This is a genomic window from Bacillus sp. TCT6 (assembly GCF_056033845.1).
Genome location: NZ_JBVYHX010000001.1, coordinates 2,273,485 through 2,291,258 on the forward strand (window position 1 = coordinate 2,273,485; position 17,774 = coordinate 2,291,258).

Annotated in this window: 17 protein-coding genes, 1 pseudogene and 1 riboswitch; of the genes and pseudogenes, 16 read left to right on the forward strand and 2 right to left on the reverse strand. The window is 32.5% G+C overall.

Annotated elements, in window-relative coordinates; genetic code table 11:
* Positions 1-48: 48 nt before the first annotated feature.
* From pdxR to AC0ONG_RS11530, 7 genes and pseudogenes are all read left to right on the forward strand, one after another.
* Positions 49-1,497 (forward strand): MocR-like pyridoxine biosynthesis transcription factor PdxR, encoded by a 1,449-nt coding sequence (gene pdxR / locus AC0ONG_RS11500; protein ID WP_000471637.1) that lies wholly within the window; start codon positions 49-51, stop codon positions 1,495-1,497.
* Between the two features lie 4 nt (positions 1,498-1,501).
* Positions 1,502-2,416: a D-alanine--D-alanine ligase gene (locus tag AC0ONG_RS11505; protein WP_016077645.1), complete on the forward strand. Its 915-nt coding sequence runs from the start codon at positions 1,502-1,504 to the stop codon at positions 2,414-2,416.
* Positions 2,417-2,489: 73 nt separating this feature from the next.
* A riboswitch (TPP riboswitch) is annotated at positions 2,490-2,595 on the forward strand.
* Between the two features lie 127 nt (positions 2,596-2,722).
* Positions 2,723-3,412: a thiaminase II gene (gene tenA, locus AC0ONG_RS11510; RefSeq protein WP_016077644.1), complete on the forward strand. Its 690-nt coding sequence runs from the start codon at positions 2,723-2,725 to the stop codon at positions 3,410-3,412.
* A 397-nt stretch (positions 3,413-3,809) separates the two neighbouring features.
* Positions 3,810-4,073 carry a DUF3937 domain-containing protein gene (locus tag AC0ONG_RS11515; protein ID WP_002082716.1) on the forward strand — a complete coding sequence of 88 codons (264 nt, stop codon included), beginning with the start codon at positions 3,810-3,812 and terminating at the stop codon, positions 4,071-4,073.
* A gap of 453 nt (positions 4,074-4,526) precedes the next feature.
* A complete protein-coding gene (locus tag AC0ONG_RS11520) occupies positions 4,527-4,874 on the forward strand; it encodes a heterocycloanthracin/sonorensin family bacteriocin (protein WP_474203588.1) in 348 nt (115 codons plus the stop codon).
* Positions 4,875-5,026: 152 nt separating this feature from the next.
* A pseudogene (locus AC0ONG_RS11525) lies at positions 5,027-5,158 on the forward strand (site-specific integrase); the annotation flags it as partial.
* Positions 5,159-5,367: 209 nt separating this feature from the next.
* Positions 5,368-5,853: a hypothetical protein gene (locus AC0ONG_RS11530; RefSeq protein ID WP_002082715.1), complete on the forward strand. Its 486-nt coding sequence runs from the start codon at positions 5,368-5,370 to the stop codon at positions 5,851-5,853.
* Positions 5,854-5,919: 66 nt separating this feature from the next.
* Here AC0ONG_RS11530 and AC0ONG_RS11535 read toward each other — a convergent pair.
* A protein-coding gene (locus AC0ONG_RS11535) for an IS3 family transposase (RefSeq protein WP_085959122.1) occupies positions 5,920-7,274 on the reverse strand; the annotation gives its coding sequence in 2 pieces (ribosomal slippage) (positions 5,920-6,821 and positions 6,821-7,274; 1,356 coding nt in all).
* Positions 7,275-7,608: 334 nt separating this feature from the next.
* Here AC0ONG_RS11535 and AC0ONG_RS11540 point away from each other — a divergent pair.
* The 4 genes from AC0ONG_RS11540 to AC0ONG_RS11555 all read left to right on the forward strand — a co-directional run bounded on the left by AC0ONG_RS11540 (position 7,609) and on the right by AC0ONG_RS11555 (position 11,858).
* On the forward strand, positions 7,609-9,996 hold the full coding sequence (locus AC0ONG_RS11540) for an RNaseH domain-containing protein (protein WP_081143677.1): 2,388 nt from the start codon (positions 7,609-7,611) through the stop codon (positions 9,994-9,996).
* 207 nt (positions 9,997-10,203) lie between these two features.
* The gene (locus tag AC0ONG_RS11545) at positions 10,204-10,971 is read left to right on the forward strand and encodes a DUF3959 family protein (protein ID WP_033668957.1); all 768 of its coding nucleotides are present in this window, start codon (positions 10,204-10,206) and stop codon (positions 10,969-10,971) included.
* A gap of 144 nt (positions 10,972-11,115) precedes the next feature.
* On the forward strand, positions 11,116-11,532 hold the full coding sequence (locus AC0ONG_RS11550) for a DUF3995 domain-containing protein (RefSeq protein ID WP_016077599.1): 417 nt from the start codon (positions 11,116-11,118) through the stop codon (positions 11,530-11,532).
* 122 nt (positions 11,533-11,654) lie between these two features.
* The gene (locus AC0ONG_RS11555; protein WP_000878369.1) at positions 11,655-11,858 is read left to right on the forward strand and encodes a hypothetical protein; all 204 of its coding nucleotides are present in this window, start codon (positions 11,655-11,657) and stop codon (positions 11,856-11,858) included.
* A 328-nt stretch (positions 11,859-12,186) separates the two neighbouring features.
* Here the strand turns inward: AC0ONG_RS11555 and AC0ONG_RS11560 are convergent, their stop codons facing one another.
* On the reverse strand, positions 12,187-12,399 hold the full coding sequence (locus AC0ONG_RS11560) for a hypothetical protein (RefSeq protein ID WP_000416836.1): 213 nt from the start codon (positions 12,397-12,399) through the stop codon (positions 12,187-12,189).
* Positions 12,400-12,608: 209 nt separating this feature from the next.
* Between AC0ONG_RS11560 and AC0ONG_RS11565 the strand changes: the two genes are divergently transcribed.
* The 5 genes from AC0ONG_RS11565 (at position 12,609) to AC0ONG_RS11585 (ending at position 17,732) form a co-directional block, all read left to right on the forward strand.
* A complete protein-coding gene (locus AC0ONG_RS11565) occupies positions 12,609-13,613 on the forward strand; it encodes a DUF1835 domain-containing protein (protein ID WP_000565700.1) in 1,005 nt (334 codons plus the stop codon).
* Positions 13,614-13,759: 146 nt separating this feature from the next.
* Entirely contained in the window at positions 13,760-14,164 is a 405-nt protein-coding gene (locus AC0ONG_RS11570) for a hypothetical protein (RefSeq protein ID WP_000282691.1), read from the forward strand.
* Between the two features lie 160 nt (positions 14,165-14,324).
* Positions 14,325-15,560 carry a cytochrome P450 gene (gene cypA / locus AC0ONG_RS11575; protein ID WP_000062093.1) on the forward strand — a complete coding sequence of 412 codons (1,236 nt, stop codon included), beginning with the start codon at positions 14,325-14,327 and terminating at the stop codon, positions 15,558-15,560.
* 266 nt (positions 15,561-15,826) lie between these two features.
* The gene (locus AC0ONG_RS11580; protein ID WP_000106404.1) at positions 15,827-17,110 is read left to right on the forward strand and encodes an MFS transporter; all 1,284 of its coding nucleotides are present in this window, start codon (positions 15,827-15,829) and stop codon (positions 17,108-17,110) included.
* Complete coding sequence (locus AC0ONG_RS11585; protein WP_001069207.1) at positions 17,100-17,732, forward strand: Vat family streptogramin A O-acetyltransferase; 633 nt, start codon at positions 17,100-17,102, stop codon at positions 17,730-17,732. The genes AC0ONG_RS11580 and AC0ONG_RS11585 overlap by 11 nt, the downstream gene beginning before the upstream one ends.
* The last annotated feature ends 42 nt before the right edge of the window (positions 17,733-17,774 follow it).

A 17,774-nucleotide genomic window follows, 5' to 3' on the forward strand; every position in this document is an offset into this window, starting at 1 on the left:
TTTTGTGAATGAAATAAATATGCAAAAATGATTGCAGGGGGTAAGGAATTGTTTAAGGATTTTAAAGTTGTTAAAGATCGTCCCGTTTATATTCAATTGAAAGATTATTTGAAGAAGATGATTATGAAAGGGCACTTGCTCGGGAATCAAAAAATCCCATCAACAAGGGAACTAAGTGAATTACTAAGTGTGAGTAGAAACACTGTACTTGCTGCTTATGCAGATTTAGAGCAAGAAGGACTCATTTATGCAGTTAAAGGAAAAGGGAACTTTGTTGCGAAGGTAGATATATCTAACACTTCGTCTGTTGAAATAGATTGGAAAAATAAACTTAATACAGTGACCGCATTAGCGGATGAATTAGATTTAATGAAACATGGTGTTCGTTGGGAAAAGGGAATGATTGTTTTTAATAGTATAGCCCCGGATGAGAAGCTATTTGATGTTGAAAACTTCAAAAGAGCTTTTCTTACTCGTATGTCCATTGAAGGGGACATCGTATTGAACTACGGATATGCAAAGGGATATAAACCGTTAATGAATTATTTACTTCATTACATGGAAATGAAAGGTGTAGACATTTCGAATAAAGATATTCTAATTACAAATGGATTTACAGAAGGATTGGATATTGTACTTTCTTCTTTATCAAAAAAATCCGGTCGTGTCATTTGTGAGAATCCAACTCACCACGCTGCACTAAAGCTGTTCCGTTTACATGGACTTGAAGTTCATGGGATTGATATGAATGAGGATGGTATTGATACGAATGAAGTTGAAAAAAGCTTACGTGAAAAAGATTTTGATTTTGCTTATTTAATTCCTTCTTATCATAATCCAACCGGTATTGTTACGAGTTCAGAGAAAAGAACGGAATTGATGAGGTTATTCTCGAAATATAAGGTTCCTATTATAGAGGACGGATTTAATGAAGAATTACGTTATTCAGGTTCACATTTAGCTCCCTTATTAACTTTTGCTGGAGCTGGCAATAATGTGATTTATATTAGTAGCTTTTCAAAGGTACTTTTCCCTGGTTTACGTGTAGGTTGGATTATTGCAGATAAAGAGCTGATTCATTATTTAGAAAGCGTAAAAAGAGCAAGAACAATCCACACATCTACGTTAGATCAAGCGGTTCTATTTCAATATTTACATGAGGGATATTTTGAGAAATATTTAAAAAAGGCAAGATCGGTTTATAAGAAAAAATATGAGTTAGCTGTCGGCGCGTGTAATCAGTTCATTCCTTTCAAAAGAATGACTGGAGATGGTGGACTTCATTTATTTATAGAGCTAGAAGAGCATATGAATGCCCGCACACTTTTACAAAAGTGTTATGAGAAAGGCGTTACGTTTTCACCTGGAGATGTTTTTTACTCTGATGGAGAAGGGGCGAACACTTTCCGATTAGGGTTTTCGCGCTTGAAAGAAGAAGAAATAGTTCGGGGAATTAAAATAATTGGTGATACATTAAAAAATGAAATTTGGAGTTGAGAAAATGAAAATCGGTGTTATTATGGGCGGGGTATCGTCTGAAAAACAAGTTTCAATTATGACAGGGAATGAAATGATTGCTCATTTAGATAAAAATAAGTATGAAATAGTCCCAATTACATTAAATGAAAAAATGGATTTAATTGAAAAAGCGAAAGACATTGACTTTGCGTTGCTCGCATTACACGGGAAATATGGAGAAGATGGGACAGTTCAAGGAACACTGGAGAGTTTAGGGATTCCTTATAGCGGAAGTAATATGTTATCTAGTAGTATATGTATGGATAAGAATATTTCGAAAAAGATTTTACGTTATGAAGGTGTAGAAACACCAGATTGGATTGAACTTACAAAAATGGAGGATCTAAAGCTTGATGAGTTAGATAAGTTAGGATTTCCATTAGTGGTAAAACCAAACTCTGGCGGATCGAGTGTCGGGGTGAAAATCGTTTACAATAAAAATGAATTGATCTCAATGCTAGAAACTGTATTTGAATGGGATTCTGAAGTAGTAATTGAGAAGTATGTAAAAGGTGATGAAATTACATGTTCCATTCTGGATGGAAAACAGTTACCTATAGTTTCAATTCGACATGCAGCCGAGTTCTTTGACTACAATGCAAAATATGATGATACTAGTACAGTTGAGGAAGTTATCGAACTTCCAGCGGAAATTAATGAACGTGTAAATAAAGCGTCACTGGCTTGTTATAAAGCATTAAAATGTAGTGTTTATGCAAGAGTTGATATGATGGTGAAGGATGGAATTCCATATGTAATGGAAATTAATACATTACCAGGGATGACACAATCAAGTTTATTGCCAAAAAGTGCAGAAGCAGCGGGGATTAGTTATAGCAAACTATTAGATATGATTATTGAAACATCATTAAAAGTTAGAAAAGAAGAAGGGTTTTAAGGGGATTATATAACTAATTCTTTTGACAGTTTCACGAAGTATGCTATGATGAATACATTATAAAAACAAAATATTTATCCACTAGGGGGGCCTTTTATAGGCTGAGATCAAATGTGATTTTGAGACTCTTAGTACCTGATCTGGTTAATGCCAGCGTAGGGAAGTGGGAAAGACGTTGCTATTTAATGAGTAAATAAATACTGTCAATTTCACTTTCTTTACGCCTGTAAAGAAAGTTTTTTTATTTTACAGCTTTAATAATTGTGGATAAATACTTATATTTTATACATTATTGGAGGGATTTAAATGACTTTTTCACAATCATTACGTAAAGAAGTAGATTCAATTTGGGAAGCGAGTTTTAACCATCCTTTTGTAAAAAAACTTGGTGAAGGAACGTTAGATTTAGCTAGTTTTCGCTATTATGTGCTTCAAGATTCATATTATTTGAGTCATTTTGCTAGAGTACAAACTTTAGGAGCTGCAAAAGCTCTTGAATTAGAGACGACAGCTCGTATGGCACATCATGCTCAAAATACATATGAGGCCGAGTTATCTTTACATGAGAATTTTGCTAAAAAGCTAGGGATAACAAAAGAAGAAAAAGATAATTTTATTCCTGCGCCAACTGCATATGCGTATACTTCACATATGTATCGTGCTGCGTATGAAGGGCATTTAGGAGATATCATTGCAGCAATTTTACCTTGCTATTGGTTGTATTACGAAATTGGGGAACGTTTAAAAGAATGTCAGCCGGAAGAGCCAATTTATAACGAATGGATTTCTGCTTATGGATCTGATTGGTTCCGTATGCTAGTTGAAGAACAAATTATACGGTTAGATACTATTGCTGAAAAAGTAACAGAGGCAGACCGCAAGCGTATGAAACAGCATTTTATTATTAGCAGTCAATATGAATATTCATTTTGGGAAATGGCTTATACATTAGAAAAGTGGCCAGTGGATACAGACGTAAAAGACGTAATTGGATAAAGAATAGAAGTAATGTTAGAGATAGGTATGGATCATACCTATCTCTATATTTTTTCTTGTCAAATTTGCGTAAAGTCATTAGTGCTACGGATATGGTGAAATAGAATATCGATAATTTAGCTCATTTAATTGTCTACGCATTAACTGGATAAACTTCTGTCACATTTATTTTACAATTAAAGAACGTAAATGTTGGTGGTATGAAGTTAAATAAGAAAAGAAACCCGAGCTGTTAGCTGTAACGGAGTTGTTTTTTCTTTGCAGGAATTTCTAAGTTAACATGAAGTGCTGTTCATACAATATGCAAATTTGCATATTGTATTTTTTTGAGTTCTTTGTGTGTTAAAATCAAATATAGAGATATGGAAATATAAAGAAGCAAAAGCAGGAATATCCAATGAATTTTGAGAGGTGTTATATGTTTACAAATAAGAAATTAATTCGATTTGGTTTATCGTTGTTTGTATTTTTAGGGATAATTAATTTTACAATCAGCTATTTCCAAACATATCTTGAAACAGCAGCAGATATTAAATGGGTAATTCCAGAAATTTGGAAAACTATTTTACTAGATGTTCCTCAAGGTATACTTGTTCTTTTAGGCGCAATTGCATTATATGATTTCACAAAAGAGGCATCACAAAAAGACGCATCAATCTAAGTGTGTCTTTTTTCAATTAGAAATTTCATAGAGAGCTTTGCTGGAGAAATAGAATAAAAAGCCCTAATTAGGGCTTTTTTCTTTATAGGAATTTCTTAACCGTCATAGAAACCGGTTACTTAGAGGTGTTATAGCAAAGGCATTTACAGTACAAGAAAATCTAAGTGATATATGGAAATATATAGGATTTGTCCGCGTGATTATTGAGAAATTAATTGAGCTTAGTAAGTATGAAGATATGACGCTAGAATTTATATTTTATAATTTCTATTTATAAAAATGAGCCCATAGTAAAAATAGGTATATGAACAAGGTGCATCATCTAGTGATAAGTCATACTTTGTTGGTGTACGTATTGAACTTAGTTTATAGCGCTATTTCTACTTAGATGTAACGAACAGAAATATAGGGAAGCATCAATGAGGTTGTATTTTATAAACGGAGGTTATGAAAATGAATCAGTTTCAACAAGAAATACAAGCGTTAAGCCTTAATGATTACCGATCTGGAAATATTGTCTATTGGGACCAGCAAAATCAATATCCATATTACTATATTGAAGATGCTGCTCGTCGCTGTGGGGGTTGTGGTCGTTGTGGCGGAGGTCGTTGTGGCGGATTCCGTTGTGGTGGATTCCGTTGTATTGGTTGCTTCGGTTGTATTGGTTGCTTCGGTTGTTTTGGTTGCGGAGGTTGTGGTGGTTGTGGCGGCTGTGGCGGCTGTGGCGGTTGCTCTAACTGTTTTGATGGTTTTAGTGGTACTACTGATACTACTGGTACTATTATAACGTATGAATATTGATTGCATTTATCCTGCTATTTGCCGGGCAGTAAGACCCTAAAAAAATTCAGCGAGAGCAAAGAGAAGTTAGGTGGCCGGCTGCCCATAAAAGCCCGATGGATGAGGGCTAATTAAAGTTTCACCTTATCAATTAAAAAACATTAGTTTTATATATGTACGTGCCGACAAAGAATATAGTCATTATTAATGGATATATTCAATCATTCAAGTGAAAGAGTAACAATAAGATATATAGGTGTAATCAAGATGTGATGGATAAAGCAATGACTAGATTTAAAATCTAATCATTGTTTTTTTCTTATGGTTTTATCATTAAATATCTGTCTAGTTTGGGCATTGCTTCCTTCTAGCTAATGATTTTATTACAACCGTGTAAGGTTAATGTAATGTTAATCGATAGTAAAATAAGTTGCTTGAGTGTATTTTAAATAAGATTAAAAAGTACTGTTTATCTATAAAATAATTGGGTAAATAATATGTAATTAGGAAGTGTATGAATATGGTTGAACTAAAATCTATTTTCCATTCGTATAAAGTAAAGAGAAAAATAGCTAAAGATTTATACGGAAAAAGAGATGAATTGACACTGTTATTAAATGAATTTAATAATATGAAATGTACAGTAACATCTGAAAAGAAGAAAAATAATATATTATCTCGTTTGCAACTAATTTATCAAAATATAAAATTAGATAAGCAGTATCCTCTATCAGTTTCTTTTGATAGTAAATTATTGGAGCGATTAGAAAAAGAATCTCTACATACTATTGAGGATGGTGTAACATGTCTACATTTAATGTTAGATATGAATTATGAAAAAATAAAACAATATGGGTCGAGTACAAGTAGGTCATTCGTTCCATTATCGCAGTCTTCTATTTGTCTTGCTGATTGTATTTGTTTAACAGGATTTATAGTAGGTTTACTAGGAGTAATTTCATTTGGAGGGTTCATGTTATCTATATGTTCAACTACATAACGCTTGATATTTGTAAAAAGAGCACCGATTTGAAGTGACCCCTAAAAGTTAGACACGGTTATTTGATTAGGCAGCTTGATAAAAGTGAGTCCGGTATTGTACCGGGCTCATTTTTAATTTTGCCTTAATCCGTTTCGTATTATAATAATCTATATATTTTTCTAATTCTATTTTAAAGTGCTCTACATTTTCAAATTCTTTTATGTAGAGGAACTCCGACTTCATAATCCCAAAGAAATTTTCTATTACTGCGTTGTCGTAACAGTTGCCTTTTCGAGACATACTCTGGACGATAGCTCTTGATTCAAGAGTACGGACGTATTGTCTCATTTGATAATGCCATCCTTGATCCGAATGCATCAGTAGCTGGTGCGTTTCAGGTAAACGTTCCAATGCTTTCTCTAACATGTCTGAAACAAGCGAATACGTCGGTCTAGAACCAATTGTATAGGTAATAATTTCACCATTATACAAATCTAATACAGGTGATACATACAGTTTTTCTCCAAACAATTTAAACTCTGTGATGTCTGTTACCCACTTTTGATTCGGTGCATCTGTATGAAAATTACGCTCTAAAATATTAGGTGCAATTCTACCGACTTTTCCTTTATAGGATTTATATTTCTTCATACGCACAACACACTTTAACCCAAGCTCTTTCATAATGCGCTGAACCTTCTTGTGGTTCACTTTCTGGCCACGATTCGTTAATTCATCACGAATGCGACGGTAACCATAACGACCTTCATTTTCCTCATAAATCGCTTTAATCTCAGCTTTCAAATCGGCATCTACATCTGGACGATTCATTTTCTTTACTAAATCATAATACGTGCTTCGAGGAATAGTAGCTAGCTCCACGAGTGCCTTCACCGAATATTTATGCCTTAATTCATAGACTACTTGCGCTTTGTCTTGTTTTGTGATTTTTCCTTGTTTTGAACTAAGGCATTTAACTTTTTTAAGTACTCATTTTCCATCTCAAGCTGTTTAATGCGTGCTTCAAGTGCTTCGACTGACCCTTCAGCTAAATGTTGTTTTAATTGTTTATTTGAATCTTTTTTCATGGATGGACGCCCCTTTTTCTTAGATTGAAGGGCATCAATTCCTTGTGTTTCGAGCTGTTTTTTCCAAACAGAAATCGTTGAAGGGGCAGGAATATTAAAGATAGCTGCCGTCTCAAATAAGGACATACCGTTTTCAATCATAAAGTTTAGTACGTCTAGTTTAAATTGTTGTGTGTAATTTGTACATCGTTTTAGAAAAGCTTCCAGACCATTCTGTTTATATTGGTTTACCCAATTCAAAATGATTGTGTCACTTATACCGAGCGATCTACCCATTTCTCGATAACTTTCATTTCCGTTCAAATAACGTAGAACGATTTGTATTTTTTCATCAGCTGTAAATTTAGCCATAGAAAAACCGCACCTCCAATTGTTAGACTGTGTCTAACAATTGGGGTGCAGTTCAATTTAAGGTGTTCTTTTTTGGTTTTTCTATAAAGTTATTGTAAATGATAAGTACAATATATTATATGTATTATATAATTTAAATGTATTAAATTATGAATACTAAGAGGTGTTGTAGATAATAATTACTTTTAATTTTTAAAAGAGTCGGTTTGATAATGTTTTATGTAGATAGTTTTTACTTTTCTTTTAAATACTTTGTTTAAATGGATTAGATTAAGTAACTTTTGTTCTAGCTTTTTGATAATCAAGACAACTGAAGAAAGGAAAGAATCATTTTATGAAAAAATTAAGGTTGTTAACATTTGAAAATATAGTAGAACCTCTTTTAAATGAAAAGGTATCATTTATATACTTTCCTATTGAATGGCTGGACATCGTAGAGATACATTATAAGACGTTTTTATTAACGAGTAAGTTGAAACGTTTGAATGAAAGACTGTATGATATGTTTTCTGATATATTGTTTATTCAGCATAATCCGTACGTATTAAATGAAAATACACCATGGATTGTATCAAAAGAACCTATTAAACAAGAGCAGCTCAATTATATTTTTCAAAGTTGGTATGAGATTATTCATGATTGGAAACCAAATAAATTAGTAGAGCCACCAAAATATGAATGGCAATCCGATTTGATTTCTAATTTGCCAGTACTACATGATAATGAAACGTATTCTAAGTGGGTGCCCGCTTTAATCTCACATATTTTTTGTGAGCGTCCTATATATTTAGAAAATACAAATGCAGAAGAAATCTATTTTTCTCCTCTTAGATCACAAAATATTTGTGAGGCGATGTCAGGGCCAATAAAAGATGAAAAAACACAAGATTTTTTCTCCTATGTATATCGATTCGAATGCATAACCCGTGGTGGTGAGAACGCTCCATTATTAAATATTTCAATAGGGATTCGGAGATTTTATCAAGAATATAATCATCCAGATATTCCTTTACTTTTCAGACGAAAACGAGGGATGATATTGATTTCTACCCCAGAGTTTGCATCAAATAATAAAAAAATACGGTTTGTAAAACTAAAAATGCAACAAGCTACAACCGGCATGAAATGGATTAAGATATTTAGAAATTTAAAAGATGATTTTCAAATAGGTGGAGATTTGGATTTAGACCATATTCTCCAATATCCGAAAGATTATATTGTCGGGGAAAATAAAAGGGTGTTATTTCCATACAATGAAAGAATATATAAAGTCCAAGGTACTAAAATAGAACCAGGTATAAAAGTAAAGGAAAGAGAGTATTTATTTAAAGAATTCCAGCGTAAATTCTCTTATTTCACAATACTTCCAGAATGTAAAAAGGTAGCAACAAATAACAAAAATGAATTATTTCCTTTATTTGCACCAAAAGGATTAGAGACATTAACATTAGAAGTTTGGTCTGAAAATATAGCGCTGGAAATAGAACAAGCATTACTTGATAGCGAAATTGTTTTGACTAAAATTGGTGAAAATTCTTATGTATTGAATACAGATTTCCCAGTATTATTAAAGATTGTGAGATACAATATTGAAAAGGTGTTACAAAATCCATATAAAATGCAATATTGTCAAAAATATAAAACAAATCTTGTAGATGATGTTACGAAAGCTGTCTATGCTACCGCGGGTGAGCGCAGTGATGCGACATTAGCATTAATCGCAATGAAAAATTGTGATGGACGCGAAAAAATTGATCCAAAACAAATCATTAGAGAGGGATTTGCACGAACAAATCGTATTTCAACATTTATTAATTTATTTATAGGCCAAAGTGTATCTCGTAAAACAATTGTAAATAGTGTTTTTAGTCTATTAGAACAAAAAGGATTTTTGAAGCGTAGTTGGAATAAGATAAATTTACCTTGTACATATGTTAATTTATCAATTGAACGAATATCGAAATTTGATTTCTTACCTATTCTTTCAAAAATAAAAGGAAAAGAAATTTTATATAAATTATATGGGAATACAGAGTGGCAAAAGATTGATTACGTATTATTAAATATAAATAAACATAATGCATTTTTATCACAACCATCAAAGAGAAATGATATGGGGGCTCTTTTTAAACAATATGTTTTCGAAACATTAATGGAAATTGTACAATATGCAAAAGAACAAAATGAACAAGTTTACTTCATTGTAGATGCAAATTTGAGAAAATATTGGATAAAAGAGTTACAAAATAAAGAAATTAATACAGATATTTTACCTGATATTGTTCCAGAGGTATTAAAGGTTCCCAACTTAAATATTATTAGAATAAATACAGGTTTTGATGTACCAAGCTACGGTGTAATAGAATGTGATGATGCTCTAGATAGAATAGGCTTATATGCAGATCAAAAAGGGATGTATTATAGCACTGGTGAATATTCACTTAATTGTAGTGAAGTTTTTCAGCGATATATAATTGAAATTCTACCATTAGGTGTAAAACCTGTAGAAAGGGATTATATCGCTAAAATGATACATTACATGTGCTGTAATTCTAGTATGCTTTCGAAAAAGAATGTACACATGACATATTCCGTACATATGGAAAAAGTAATAAAGAGTTATATTACTGACATAGATGCAAGAGAATTTAAAGAATTTGATGATGAATTGGATGTAGATGTAGTAAAAGTAGAAAAGAAAGATTCAATTATTCTACTTTAAGTACTAGTAAACAAATCCTGCTCGTTATATCGATCAGGATTTGTCATTTTTTTATGCAAATAAGGATATCATTTGTCAAGTATCTTTTCGTTTACATATTTACTTTATGTGCAGACAGGATTAATATGTTTTTTAGAAATACAAAAACTATACCAAATGGAAAAGCGATTTTTATTAATTGAAAAAATTTGAAAGGAATGGGGAATGGTGAAGAAATTAGATGTGCTCTTAATGCTACTTAGCGTCCTCTTTCCAATTGCAGGACTTACAAAGCAAATCCCTCTAGAACAATCTGTATATATTGGAGGGCTTTTATTTTTTACTAGTTTCGGTAGTTATTTTGCTAAAAAGATGTATTCACGTATATGCAGCTGGATAGCGTATGCGCCATTTATAACATTACTGTTAGTTATTTGGCATCAGGATATTACAACAAGCTCAATCATAGCAAATGCGAAAATTGCTGCATGTGTCGCGTTAATTCCATGTTTATTTCGTTTTCGTACATATGGACTTACTTTGGGATTATTCTCATTATGGGCCGCTTTACTATGGGATATAAAAGAAGTACAGTCGTTAGTCATACTTGAACGCATGACGAGTTTAATGACAAGCCATTATGTATATATATTACTATTAATTGGAGGACTTGTATTAGGAGGATTACTTGCGATGTTCATTCACCGCAAAGAGAAAGATAATAATAAAGAAAATATAAATCTACTTGGACCAAAAAAGAAACGCAAAAGATTATCATTTAAGATTCGTCTTCCGAGATTACCGAAATTAAAGATGAAACTATTTAAGTTTGGTGGGAAAGAATCTAAAAGTAAAATTCGAGAAAAGATACATGAGCATAAGTACGAAGAACCAGTTGCAACATATAAAATGACAGAGAAAATAGATCCATACAAAGAAAATGAAGTTCAAGGTCAAACAAGGATGGAACGCCGAAGAAATAGGTTTAATGCATAATGAAGTTTAATAACCCCGTAATGACTTATCTTAATATTGATAAATCATTACGGTTTTTTTATGTAATTAAATAAAGGTTGCTAATGAGGGGGGGGATAGCATATTTTATAGGTGAGAAGTTAAATAAAATAAGGGGAGGATAAAATGCTTATCATTACATATATATCTGCTTGTATATTATTCTTAGTTAGCTTTTTACATGTATATTGGGGTTTCGGAGGTAATTGGGGGACAAATAGTGTTATACCAACTAAATCAGGGGAAAAGGCGTTTACACCTCGTGCCGGAATGACATTGTTCATTGTATTATTATTAAGTATGGCAGCGATAATTTTGTTGCAACAAGCAAATATTGTTCATTTTGCAGTTCCTAATGTTATTATTCAAGTCGGTTCCTGGATTTGTATGATCGTCTTTTCTATTAGAGTAATTGGTGAGTTTAATTATTTTGGTATCTTTAAACGACAAAAAGATACGCACTTCGCTAGAATGGATACTGGTTTATATATTCCACTTTGTGCATTTTTATCTTTATCTTTCTTATTAGTAATAATTTTGTGAGTAAATAATAGTAGTTTCTTTTCTCAAAATATATGTAAACGTGAGAAATCCAAGAGTAAATAAAAAAAGGGTGTAAGCGCCTTCTTGTCGAAATGTAAATTATTATGAAAGGCGGTGACACTATGAAGTATGTAAAAGTTAGTATGAATGGTGGAAGTGAACACAAATTTTCAATGACTTTAGATCGGTTTGAAGAACTTATTACTACAGAGAATGGGATATTAGAAAATAAATTAGTATGTATTGAAAATGTAATGATTAATCCTACTAATATATCTTCTGTAGTTGAAAAAATTGGTGTACCGGCTAAGTTTATGGAAGCTTAAAATCGTTAGATAAAAAACATCCCCAATGGATGTTTTTTAATTTATAAATATGAAATTGTATAGTGAATATTTGAGTAGATTTTTTTAGCAATGACTATGCATATATTAAGTACCTGAACATGGTGCTTAATATATGCACGAAATAATAAGTACAAGCATATATTATGTAGTAGGACAAGATCTTCGTGTCCTACTTAATACTCAGAAAAAACTTCTAATCACATAAGAGCATCCAATTGCAGGGTGCTCTTATTTTTGTAAAAATTTACTGCAAGGCTTATTTTATAGTAGGATGCAAGAATAAAGGGCTATTTTTAAATAATGTTCTTTAGCCTTTAATTTTAAATTTATCTTTAACATTAGTAAATATTAAAAATAATATGATAGCAGAAATTAAGTTAGATAAGTAGAAATCTTGATGAAACAGTAGTTCGAAGATGACATAGAAAGTAACGAATAAGGCGATAACAGGTAGTATGCAAATAAATATAAATCTCCAATTTTTTAAGTAATGTCTATAATTAGTAAGTACTTTCTCCATAAATGTAGCTCCTATATTTTTGTTTTTATATAATTATACATTTAGATACAAGGATTTTCAAAGTAAAAATATTTAGCAATTCAAAAATATAAGGAAAGTATTTGTTGAAAATCCAGATTGCTCTAGCAATCTGGATTTGACTTTAAAGAACTATACTAAAATGATACACTATAATCTACGTTATTTTTGAAATGAATAGAGGGATTTGTGTGATAGATAAAATTAAAAATGCTGTAGAGGATATGTACGAGGATGAGGTTAAAGATTTACTTCAAAGTATTCTCATACAGTTAAACTTATTAGAAGAAAACTATAGTGAAGATACAATTAAAAATTTGATGGATATTCCGAAACAATTAACGAGTAATCCTACTTATAAAAGAAATGTAAAAGAAAGTACGCACGTACATATTGCTTTTGATGATTCAACGGCTGGTTGCTTAACATATATGTTAAGTCAAGAAGAATTATCTGAAGAGAGTGTTGTTGCTTTTTCTGAATTCTTTTCAATTGGACCGATATATAAGTTGCATACGAATGGGGGGCAACTAGCAAGACAGAAGTGGTTAATAAATAATTTAACTGCTTATGATAGTTATTTTGAAGAAGAATATTTATCAAGATTTATAGCAACTATAGAAGAACTACATACTATTCCTGTTGAAACGCCTATTACAATTTGGAAGGCTGATAATGCACATGAACATGTAGGCCTAAGTTTTGTAATGGCACAATTAAAGGATAAGAAAAACATTCGAGTTATTAATACATCTGAAGCAAGTCGAGAAATATTAAAACAAGAGTATGATATTCGTGGAACTGGAGAATTACCACCTGAAAGTTTAGCTCTATTCCAAAAAAGTTTTGCAAAGTTACCTTATTTAACTGAAGAGAAGCGAATGAAGTTTGAACATGAATGGGATAGAATATCGGGAAGCGTAGAATGTTTAAGAGTGTGGAAAGAAAATGAAGTATATTCTGTACAAGAAGATTATTTTGATCAATTTATAATTGAATGCGCGAAAAGTGTGGGTGCTGATCGAGAATTCCTCAAAGCTCCTAGAGTAATTGGTGAAGCACTTGGTCTTGTTGAACAATTGGTTGGAGATACTTTCTTAGAATATCGCTTGAAACAATTAATTAAACAAGAAGTATTTGAATTTGAAGGTTCGTTAGATGAAATGCGTTTTTATAGTGTGAAGTTAAGGAAATAATAAACACCTTCTATTTTTGAAAGGCTCGTATTTTTAATAATACGAGCTTTTTAAGTTGAATTTGGGCTATAACATAAGCTTCCCAGAGAGGGCATATCACATATAAATGTTAAAGGTAATGAATGAAAAGTAGGTGATTTGTTAATATGTATAACCAACAAAATTATCCATATGATCAAGCGATGTATTATAATCCACAAAACTACGGGTATGAATCTGTAGATGAAGCGAGAGATATGGAACAAGAAGATTACAGACCAGATGATGCGGAAGATGCTCCAACGTCACCACCGCCGTCGCAAGCTCCGTCGTTACCGTCTACCTTTGCGTCTCCATCTCAAGCGGGCAATATGAAATCATGGATGTGTAATTGTCTAGGAAGATGGGGCTATTTACGTTTACATCGTCCTGGTCCTTTCGGAAGGGACTTATGGTTCTTTCCGACTGAAGTGAGAAGAAACGGAGTATCAGGTTACACTTGGCAAGGTGGTCGTCGTCGTAAAGTAAGTTATCGCTATCAACAAATTAGTAATTTTATGTGCTTCGCATAAAGAGTAGTGGGAGAGTGAAACGATTTTACTCTCTCACTTTTTTATTTTTCAATATACGAAGTAAGATTTTGGTTAAAAATTTACAATTTTCACGTTTTTATTAGAGTATAATGCATATGTTGGGTTGGTTTTCAAAAACAAATGAGAGTGAGGGAATACAATGTCAATGAAAAACAAGGTTGGACTAAAAATAGAGGAGGGCATTAATTTAGCTTCAGCTCAATTTAAAGAAGATGCGTATGAAATTTATAAAGAATCTAGAAAAATGCAACCTATCTTATTTGTGAATAAAACTGAACTAGGTGCGGAATGGCTTATCACAAGATATGAAGATGCTTTGCCACTTTTAAAAGATAGTCGCTTAAAAAAAGATCCAGCCAATGTATTTTCTCAAGATACATTGAATGTGTTTCTTACTGTTGACAATAGTGATTATTTAACTACTCATATGTTAAATTCAGATCCACCTAACCATAATCGTTTACGATCACTCGTACAAAAAGCTTTTACACCGAAGATGATCACGCAATTGGAAGGAAGAATACAGGATATTGCAGATGATTTGTTAAATGAAGTCGAGCGAAAGGGTTCATTAAATCTTGTTGATGATTATTCGTTCCCTTTACCGATTATTGTAATAAGTGAAATGCTTGGCATTCCAAAAGAAGATCAAGCGAAATTTAGAATTTGGTCTCATGCTGTCATTGCTTACCCAGAAACACCAGAAGAAATAAAAGAAACTGAAAAGCAACTATCTGAGTTTATTACATATCTTCAATATTTAGTTGATATTAAACGAAAAGAGCCAAAAGAAGACTTGGTGAGTGCTTTAATACTTGCAGAGAGTGAAGGGCATAAACTTAGCGCTCGGGAACTATATTCAATGATAATGTTACTAATTGTGGCGGGACACGAGACAACGGTAAATTTAATAACAAATACGGTATTAGCGCTCCTCGAAAATCCAGATCAATTACAGTTATTAAAAGAAAATCCAAAATTAATTGATGCCGCTATTGAGGAAGGACTACGATATTATTCTCCAGTTGAGGTTACAACTTCAAGATGGGCAGATGAACCTTTTCAAATTCACGACCAAACAATTGAAAAAGGAGATATGGTTGTCATTGCCTTAGCTTCTGCAAACCGTGATGAAACTGTATTTGAAAACCCAGAAGTATTCGATATTACTCGGGAAAATAATCGTCATATTGCCTTTGGTCATGGTAGCCATTTCTGCTTAGGCGCTCCACTTGCTAGGTTGGAAGCAAAGATTGCTATTACTACTTTGTTTAATCGAATGCCTGAACTACAAATAAAAGGGAATCGTGAAGAAATTAAATGGCAAGGTAACTATTTAATGCGTTCTTTAGAGGAATTGCCTTTAACTTTCTAGAATAGTAAAAGGAGACATGCATACATCGAAAATGATTTACATAGAGTATGTATGTGTTATTTAAATTCGAAACGGAAGGGTGAAGACATCCCAATGATCAACTAATTCTATTTGTAAGAGATCTTCGTTAAAAAACGAAATATTCTTCTGAATAGGGTTAGTCTGTACATTTATAGAAAAGGGATGTATTTCGCTCTGCGAATATATAGTCTTTTTATATGATTTGTGCTGCCTCCTGTTCAGAACATGAAATAGGAGGCTTTTTTATGTCGACAAATGTAGTAACGAAACAAAACAATGGGGTATCACAAGTATTAAAAAATCGGTTTGTTCAAGGGATTTTAGCATCAGCATTATTTTTACAAATAGGAATATGGGTTCGAAACTTTGCGGTATTACTATATGTAATGGAAATGACAAAAGGTGATGCTTTTGCTATTTCGATGATTTCAGTTGCTGAATTCGCTCCAATTTTTATTTTTTCATTTATTGGCGGTACTTTTGCTGATAGGTGGAAGCCAAAGAAGACAATGATATGGTGTGAGACGTTAAGTTCCATTTCAGTATTCGCTGTATTAATTACGCTTATGTTTGGAACGTGGAAAATTGTGTTTTTTGTGACACTCATCTCTGCAATCCTTTCACAGTTTTCACAACCATCTGGAATGAAGTTGTTTAAACAACATTTATCAACGGAACAAATTCAATTAGCAATGTCTATATATCAAACGATATTTGCAATATTTATGGTATTAGGACCAATCCTAGGGACATTTATCTTTCATAGTTTTGGAATTTATATTTCAATCATCATAACAGGCATCTCGTTTGTACTTGCGGCAGTTGTATTGTTATTTCTTCCGAAAGATCTTGAAAACGACGTAGAAAAGAAAGATATCACTCTGTTGCAGGAGATGAAGGACGGTATTAAGTATGTCAAAAAGAAAAAAGCATTAACTTTGCTGGGGCTTTGTTTTATGGCTGCAGGACTAGGTATAGGATTAATTCAGCCATTAGGTATATTTATTGTGACTGAGCAGTTAGGATTATCAAAAGAGAGTTTACAGTGGCTACTAACAGTAAATGGTGCGGGAATGATTGTTGGCGGGGCATTAGCGATGGTATTTGCGAAAAACGTTGCTCCGCAAAAGATGTTAATTATCGGTATGCTTGGTCAAGCAATTGGTATTAGCATTATAGGGTATTCTACAAATTTATGGGTTACACTTACAGCGCAGCTTTTTAGTGGTTTAGCTCTTCCTTGTATCCAAATTGGTATTAATACGCTTATTATTCAAAATAGCGATACCGATTTTATAGGTCGTGTAAATGGTATTTTAAGTCCGCTATTTACCGGTTCAATGGTAGTAACGATGAGTATAGCTGGCTCATTAAAAGAGATGTTTTCATTAAGTATGATGTATGAAGGGACGGCTTTACTTTTTATAATTGGATTATTGTTTATTATACCTATATACAATTTAAAGCCAGTAATAGCGATAGAAAGTGAAATAAGTGGTAAAGGAAGTGCTGTACAGAATGAATCCTAATCCAAATATTAAATACCCTATTGAAGGAAATCAAAACGTTCAATTTATAAAAAATACAATAACAAAATCTAATATACTTGTTGGTGACTATTCTTATTATGATGCGAAAGATGGAGAAAAATTTGAAAATCGAGTATTACATCATTATGAATTTCTTGGAGATCGCCTTATTATTGGAAAGTTTTGTTGTATTGCATCTGGAGTTAACTTTATTATGAACGGAGCCAATCATCGGATGGATGGATTTTCGGCATATCCATTTAATATATTTGGAAATGGGTGGGAGAAGTATACACCTAGTTTGTCTGATTTACCTTACAAAGGTGATACAGTTATAGGAAATGACGTTTGGATTGGTATGGATACAACAATTATGCCCGGAATAAAAATAGGGGATGGTGCAATCATTGCAGCTAAATCTGTTGTGACTAGAGACGTCGCACCATATACAATTGTTGGTGGAAACCCTGCAAATAAAATAAAAGAGAGATTTTCAAATGAAACAATTCAAGAATTATTGCAAATTCAATGGTGGCATTTTGATATTGAAAAAATAACTGGAAATATTGATGCTATTGTACGCGGAGATATTGAACCATTAAGAAAGCTAAAAAGGGAATAAAAAATGGATGACGAATAGTATCATACCTCCGAATTTTGTTAA

Coding starts and splice junctions, on each gene's coding strand:
- AC0ONG_RS11505 (WP_016077645.1), top strand. CDS start 1,502: ATGAAAATCGGTGTTATTATGGGCGGGGTATCGTCTGAAAAACAAGTT.
- AC0ONG_RS11555 (WP_000878369.1), top strand. CDS start 11,655: ATGAAGTATGTAAAAGTTAGTATGAATGGTGGAAGTGAACACAAATTT.
- AC0ONG_RS11570 (WP_000282691.1), top strand. CDS start 13,760: ATGTATAACCAACAAAATTATCCATATGATCAAGCGATGTATTATAAT.
- AC0ONG_RS11550 (WP_016077599.1), top strand. CDS start 11,116: ATGCTTATCATTACATATATATCTGCTTGTATATTATTCTTAGTTAGC.
- AC0ONG_RS11540 (WP_081143677.1), top strand. CDS start 7,609: ATGAAAAAATTAAGGTTGTTAACATTTGAAAATATAGTAGAACCTCTT.
- AC0ONG_RS11515 (WP_002082716.1), top strand. CDS start 3,810: ATGAATTTTGAGAGGTGTTATATGTTTACAAATAAGAAATTAATTCGA.
- cypA (WP_000062093.1), top strand. CDS start 14,325: ATGTCAATGAAAAACAAGGTTGGACTAAAAATAGAGGAGGGCATTAAT.
- tenA (WP_016077644.1), top strand. CDS start 2,723: ATGACTTTTTCACAATCATTACGTAAAGAAGTAGATTCAATTTGGGAA.
- AC0ONG_RS11580 (WP_000106404.1), top strand. CDS start 15,827: ATGTCGACAAATGTAGTAACGAAACAAAACAATGGGGTATCACAAGTA.
- AC0ONG_RS11585 (WP_001069207.1), top strand. CDS start 17,100: ATGAATCCTAATCCAAATATTAAATACCCTATTGAAGGAAATCAAAAC.
- AC0ONG_RS11520 (WP_474203588.1), top strand. CDS start 4,527: ATGAATCAGTTTCAACAAGAAATACAAGCGTTAAGCCTTAATGATTAC.
- AC0ONG_RS11530 (WP_002082715.1), top strand. CDS start 5,368: ATGAATATGGTTGAACTAAAATCTATTTTCCATTCGTATAAAGTAAAG.
- AC0ONG_RS11560 (WP_000416836.1), bottom strand. CDS start 12,399: ATGGAGAAAGTACTTACTAATTATAGACATTACTTAAAAAATTGGAGA.